This window comes from Mesorhizobium sp. M7A.F.Ca.CA.001.08.2.1 (assembly GCF_003998455.1).
GTDB lineage: Bacteria > Pseudomonadota > Alphaproteobacteria > Rhizobiales > Rhizobiaceae > Mesorhizobium > Mesorhizobium ciceri.
Map to the genome: position 1 here is coordinate 1 of NZ_RZPW01000357.1, position 6,144 is coordinate 6,144.

7 protein-coding genes are annotated in these 6,144 nt (G+C 63.4%); 5 read left to right on the forward strand and 2 right to left on the reverse strand.

Going from position 1 to position 6,144, the window contains the following annotated elements:
* Nucleotides 1-849 (reverse strand): MATE family efflux transporter (locus tag EN914_RS20460; protein ID WP_407067799.1); only part of this gene is annotated, 849 nt, incomplete at its 3' end.
* A gap of 132 nt (nucleotides 850-981) precedes the next feature.
* Between EN914_RS20460 and EN914_RS20465 the strand changes: the two genes are divergently transcribed.
* Complete coding sequence (locus EN914_RS20465; protein WP_024503143.1) at nucleotides 982-1,887, forward strand: histone deacetylase; 906 nt, start codon at nucleotides 982-984, stop codon at nucleotides 1,885-1,887.
* Between the two features lie 76 nt (nucleotides 1,888-1,963).
* Here EN914_RS20465 and EN914_RS20470 read toward each other — a convergent pair whose 3' ends face one another.
* Nucleotides 1,964-2,227: a DUF6460 domain-containing protein gene (locus EN914_RS20470; protein WP_024503144.1), complete on the reverse strand. Its 264-nt coding sequence runs from the start codon at nucleotides 2,225-2,227 to the stop codon at nucleotides 1,964-1,966.
* 458 nt (nucleotides 2,228-2,685) lie between these two features.
* Between EN914_RS20470 and EN914_RS20475 the strand changes: the two genes are divergently transcribed.
* The 4 genes from EN914_RS20475 to EN914_RS20490 all read left to right on the forward strand — a co-directional run.
* Nucleotides 2,686-3,303 carry an outer membrane protein gene (locus tag EN914_RS20475; protein WP_024503145.1) on the forward strand — a complete coding sequence of 206 codons (618 nt, stop codon included), beginning with the start codon at nucleotides 2,686-2,688 and terminating at the stop codon, nucleotides 3,301-3,303.
* Nucleotides 3,304-3,618: 315 nt separating this feature from the next.
* Nucleotides 3,619-4,011 (forward strand): hypothetical protein, encoded by a 393-nt coding sequence (locus EN914_RS20480; protein ID WP_024503146.1) that lies wholly within the window; start codon nucleotides 3,619-3,621, stop codon nucleotides 4,009-4,011.
* A 40-nt stretch (nucleotides 4,012-4,051) separates the two neighbouring features.
* Nucleotides 4,052-4,726, forward strand: coding sequence for a response regulator transcription factor (locus tag EN914_RS20485; protein ID WP_013533623.1), 675 nt, complete (start codon nucleotides 4,052-4,054; stop codon nucleotides 4,724-4,726).
* A partial coding sequence (locus EN914_RS20490) for a HAMP domain-containing sensor histidine kinase (protein ID WP_164778819.1) occupies nucleotides 4,723-6,144 on the forward strand: 1,422 nt, incomplete at its 3' end. The genes EN914_RS20485 and EN914_RS20490, both read left to right, overlap by 4 nt.

Consider the following 6,144-nt stretch of genomic DNA (forward strand, 5'->3'; position numbering starts at 1 on the left):
GCCGAACTGCGCGCCCTGGCGGGCGAACAATGCAAAGGCGGCGAGCAGCGAGAACGAACGGATCATGATGTCGCGGTTGAGCGACAGCATGCGCAGGAAGGCGGTCATGTCGAGCAGGCGATGGCGCGGCAAGGGCGGGACCGCGCGAAACCGGCGGATAACGATGGCCAGGCCGAGCAGCATGGCCAGGAACTCACCGGTGACGGTCGCCCAGGCAACGCCGGCGACGCCCCAGCCAAGTTCCAGCCCAAGCAGGAAGCACAGCGCGATGTTGATGCCGTTCAGCACCAATTGCAGCACCAGTCCAAGCCCGCCCTCGCCGCGCCCCAGCACGTAGCCGAGGATGGCGTAGTTGATCAGCGAAAAGGGGGCTGCAAGCAGCCTGATCCTGATGTAGACGCCCATTGCCTCGCTGACGCGCGGTTCGGCGCCCATGAATTTTTGCCCGGCGATGGCGACCAGCGGCGCAAGGGCAGCGAGCGCGATGCCGGCGATAACCGCGATCAGCACGGCGCGCCAGAACACCGCCTGTTCCTCCAGGGCATCGCCACGCCCAAATGCCTGTGCGACAAGGCCGGTGGTGCCCGAGCGCAGGAAATTGAAAGAGGTGAAGACGACGTCGAAGATCAATGCGCCGGCCGCCAGGCCGCCAAGCAAGGCGGCATCGCCGAACTGGCCGACGACAGCCGTGTCGACCAGGCCGAGCATCGGCGTCGTCAGATAGGCTAGCGTCATCGGCACCGCGATGGCGAGCACGGAGCGGTTGGTGACGACAAATGATCCGGAGTGAATCGGCGATCCCGAGAGGATCGGGGATCCGGCGTCGGCTGGGGTTGCACCTTTGTCCAAGGATTGCTGCCTTGCTGATTGCGGCTTGATGGAACCGTCGATGTGCCCCATTTTCCGGCCACCGCGCAATCACCTATCCCTTGACGGCCAACCGAAATCCCGGTCTGGCGTGAGCCAGCCGGATACGAGTTCATGCCTCTGCAGATCGTCCATCATCCCGACTACGACGCCGGCTTCGCCGTCAACCATCGCTTTCCGATGAGCAAATATCCCTTGCTGATGGAGGCGCTGCGGACACGCGGCCTCGCCGGCCCCGAGGCGCTCAGCACCGCCGAACCGGCGCCGGCTTCATGGCTGGAGCTTGCCCATGCGGCGGACTATGTCGACCAGGTCATCAACTGCCGCGTGCCCGAAAAGATCGAACGCGAGATCGGTTTTCCGATCGGACCCCGCGTCTCGCTGCGCGCGCAGCTTGCCACCGGCGGCACGGTGCTGGCGGCGCGGCTGGCCTTGCGCCACGGTATCGCCTGCAACACCGCCGGCGGCAGCCACCATGCGCGGCGCGCGCAAGGCGCGGGCTTCTGCACCTTCAACGATGTCGCCGTCGCCGCATTGGTGCTGCTCGCCGAAGGCGCGGCACGAAACATCCTGGTCGTCGATCTCGACGTGCACCAGGGCGACGGCACGGCGGATATTCTCGCCGATGACCCGCGCGTGTTCACCTTTTCCATGCATGGCGACCGCAACTACCCAGTGCGCAAGATCGCCTCCGGCCTCGATGTCGCGCTGCCCGACGGCACGGGTGACGCTGCCTATCTCGAGAGGCTCGCCGCCATCCTGCCGGAGCTGTCCGCACAGGCGCATTGGGACATCGTGTTCTACAATGCCGGCGTCGACGTCCATGCAGATGACCGGCTTGGCAGGCTGTCTCTGTCGGATGACGGCCTGCGCGCCCGTGACGACATGGTCATCAGCCATTTTCGCGCGCGGGGCGTTCCGGTCTGCGGCGTCATCGGCGGTGGCTATTCCACCGATGTACCCGCTCTTGCCGCGCGCCACGCCATCCTGTTCGAGGTCGCCGCGGGCCACGCCCGGTAGTTCTTCAAGCATGATCTCGGGACAAACGGTTTCCGTTTGTCCGAGAAAACCGGTTCCCACTTTTCGGGATCATGCTCTACTTCCGGTAGTTGGCAAGCCTGAGCAGGATGAAGGCCGGCACGACGATAGCCGCGCCCAGCAGGATATAGCCGAGGAAGCGGTCGATGGCGTGGAAGCCGAGATTCCACAGGTCCATGAAGAACTTCCGGATGCCGGAGAGCACATCCATCGGCGACCAGCCGAAGGCATTCATGACCAGGCCGACGAGGAAAGACACGACCAGCAGTTTCAGGATCACCTTGAGCGGCGAGTCGCCAAGAAAGCGCGTCAGTGCGGACAAGGCTCGTCTCCCGATTGAGGCACCCAGGCTCGAGGGCGTCGGCCAGACATACGCACTTGGCTTGCCCGCTTCAAGCCGGGAGTTTTGCGGGGATGCCAACGGCCTGCACCGCGCGATTGCATGGCAGGCTTGTGCTGCCAAACGGACTAAACCCGCGCCAGACTGTTAAATTTGCGTAAACAACATCGCTTTAATTTATTGAAAACAAAGCGAAAAACCTTCATTTTTTGATTTCCCGCAATGTGCGTGCAATTTTCGCCTGCGAGACGGTCGGCGTCTTTCAGGCGATTGGCCGCGCGGGCGATCTGACCCCCTACCACAACTGGCGAAAGCCAGTCCCAGGACCGCGCAACCATCCCTGAAAGACACCAAATCGGAGCCCGACCGCCTCAACGGTCGAGTTCTTCGGGAAACCTGCGCATCGATTGCCGGATGCGCGCGTGTGTTGGAGTAATGCAGTGTTCTCTCAAGCAAAGATCATCCTGACGGCAAGTGCCCTTGCCATGTGCCTCCTGGGGCCGGCGATGGCCGCCGACCTTTCGCCCGCCTACAATGATCCCCCCGCGTTCCAGTGGAGCGGCGCCTATGTCGGCGTGCATGGCGGCACGGCGTTCACCGGGATGCCGAACCCGTTTGCCGGCAGGAATGGTCTCAGCGGCGGCGTTCAGGCCGGCTACAACCAGCAGATGGGTCCAGCGGTTCTCGGTGCCGAGATCGAGGGCTCCTATCTGGGCGGCGCCGAGCACGACGTCCGGGGCGGCAAGATCAAGGAAAAATGGCGCGGTGCCGCCAAGGCCAAGGCCGGCTTGAGCTTCGACCAGACGCTGCTGTTTGGAACCGGCGGCGTCGCCATGACCAAATTCGACAAGGGCGACAAGGTGAACGATATCGACGGATGGAAACTCGGCTATCTGGTCGGCGGCGGCATCGAGCAGGGTTTTGCCGGCGGCCTCTCGGCCAAGGTCGAATATGACTATGTGCGCACCCCAGGCGTCGAAACGACGTCCGCCCTGGGCAAATCCAAGGCGACGATCGGCAGCCATGAACTGAAGGCCGGCATCAACTACCGGTTCTAGGGCAGGCCATGGGTTCCGTCGAACCTGTTTTGTATTTTGCTCGAACGACCTTGCGCGGCGCCCGGATGCAACGGGGCCGCGCGATTGCTTTGCCTCCATCCGCACCGTCATCGACGCGTGTCGGCAGACCGCATTTGTGTGCCAGGTCCTGCGTAATGCCGATGCAATCTTCACGTCCTAAAGCGCGTCGCATCGAAACGGATCATGCGGCCCGCTTCAGGTTTTGTTTTGTGCATGTCGTTGTCCCAAAACCGGGACCGCTTTTGGGCGACATGCATTCGGTGCCGCGGATGACCTTGATGACGGGAATCGGATATGTCCAAACGCAACGCGAACCATCTGGTGTGGATCTCCAAGGCGTTCTTCGTCGCCATCGTGCTGGCGCTGACGGGATGCGCCTCCGACATCATGAAGAACTACATCGGGCAACCGGTCGAATCGGTCATTCTGGACTACGGGCCGCCGACCGCCGTCGTTGATCTCGGCCGGGGCGAGCGGGCCTATCAATGGCGGAAAATATCCACCAATGCGGTTTCCGGAAGCTCCAGCGGCGAAGTTCGCCATACAAAACACGGAACCGTCTACGAAGAAACCGAAACGCCTGGCTATATCGAGCGCCAGGAATGCTTCTATACGTTCTATGCCCGCGCCTCGGGCGGCCGATGGTTCATCACCAATTTTCGTCAACCGAAGCTGGAATGCGAATGAATTGCCACAGCGTGCCGGCTGCCTGTGACGGAGAGTGCGCATGCGCATCCTGCTGATCGAGGACGAGCCGGAAATGGCCTCGGTGCTGAAGACCGCGCTCGAGCGCCAGGACATCATCGTCGACCATGCCGCGACACTGGCGGATGCCGAAGCCGTGGCGCGGCTCGGCCACCATGACGCGGTGGTGCTGGACCGCCGGCTGCCGGATGGCGATGGCCTCAGCCTGATCCCGCGCCTGCGGGCCTTGCATCTGGACGTGCCGGTGATCGCGTTGACGGCGCTCAGCGGGCTCGACGATCGCGTGGCGGGGCTCGACGCCGGCGCCGACGACTACATGGTCAAACCGTTCGCCACGGTGGAACTGGTCGCCAGGCTCAATGCCTTGCACCGGCGTTCGTTCACCACGCGTGCCAATCAGGTGATGGTCGGCCGCCTCACCTATGACTTCCGCCATCGAGAGGCGCTTGTCGAGGATCAGGCGCTGGAACTGCCGCGGCGCGAGCGGCTGGTGCTCGAAACGCTCATCCGCAGGCCGGGGCGGACGATCATGCGCGGGGCGCTGGAAGAAGCCGTCTATGCTCTCGACGACGAGATCGGCTCCAATGCATTGGATGCGCACATTTCGCGGCTGCGTCGCAAGCTCGACGACGTCGCTGCCGGCATCGAGATCAGGGCGATCCGCAACCTCGGTTATCTCTTGCGGGCCGCCTCGTGAAGAAGCCGCGCACGCGATCGCTGCAATGGGTGCTGGTGCGGCGGATGATCCTGCTGCAGGCGGCGACGCTTCTTGTCTTCATCGTGCTGTGCGCGGCCGCGCTGTGGATCGCCGATCCACGGCTTCTTGTCGACAACGAGGCTGCCGTCGCCGCCCTCAAGGATGCCGTCGATCGTGACGGCAACGGCAGATTGATCGTCCATGAGACCGATGGGTTGCGTTCGTTTCGTGAGGGTTTCCCCAATGTCTGGTACATCATCCGCGACAACAGCGGTCAGAGCATCCGCTTCGGCAGCATACCCGACGTCTACACCAGGAATTTTGGCGATCTGCTGGGCCAGGTCGATCACGCCACCGTCGGTTTTTCCGAAGATGATTTGAGGCCGGAGGCCTATCTCGAAAGGGTTTCGACCAAGGCTGGCACGGTTCAGATCATTGCCGCGACGCGATCGTCGCGGGAAGAGACCGACGGCCTCGAAGTCACCATTTCGGCCACCATCGACGTCGCCAAGAACCCGGACGGCAGCAGGAACTGGGAGAAGGCGCTTCCCGCTCTCGCGGCCATCATCGTCATCCTGCTGCTGCCGATCGTCCTCGTCATGGGAGCCACGACCCTGGTGACGACGCCAGCCGTCGTGCGCCGGTCGTTTGCCGGCCTCGTCGACACCGTCCAGCAGGCCGCGCGCATCCACATCGGCACCCGTGCGATGCAACTGCCGGTCAAGAATGTGCCGCAGGAGATCGCGCCGCTGGTGCATGCCTTCAACCAGACGCTGGCCCGCCTCGCCCAGGGCTATGACCGGCACAACCGCTTCCTCACCGACGCCGCGCACGAACTGCGCACGCCGATCGCCATCCTGCGCACGCGCGCCGAATTGCTGAAACAGGAACCGCAAAGCGCGCGCCTGCTGCATGACATCGAGCGCCTGTCGCATCTTGCGCAGCAGCTGCTCGACCATCAACTGCTCGACCGCCCGGCGGACCAGCGCCAGATCATCGACCTCTGCGATCTTGCCAGCCGGGTTGCTGCCGACTTCGCCCCGCTTGCCATCGAAGCAGGCTACGATCTCGCCTTCGAGCCGCCAGCCAACAAGGTCCATGTCGAGATCAACGTGCTGCAGATCGATCGGGCGCTGGCAAATCTCGTGCGCAACGCCATCGATCATGGCGGCGGTTCCGGCACGATCACCATAGCGATCGATGAAACCGGCGGCGTCGAAATCCGCGACGAAGGCCCAGGCATTCCTGCCGATGAGCACGAGAATGTTTTCGAGCCCTTCTACCGCCTGCAGCCGCAATCGCGCGGCGCGGGCCTGGGATTGAACCTTGCCCGGCAGATCGCACTGCTGCACGACGGCTCGATCCGGATAGTGGCGGGCTCCTGGCAAGGCGCCCGCCTCCGCATGGAGTTGCCGGTT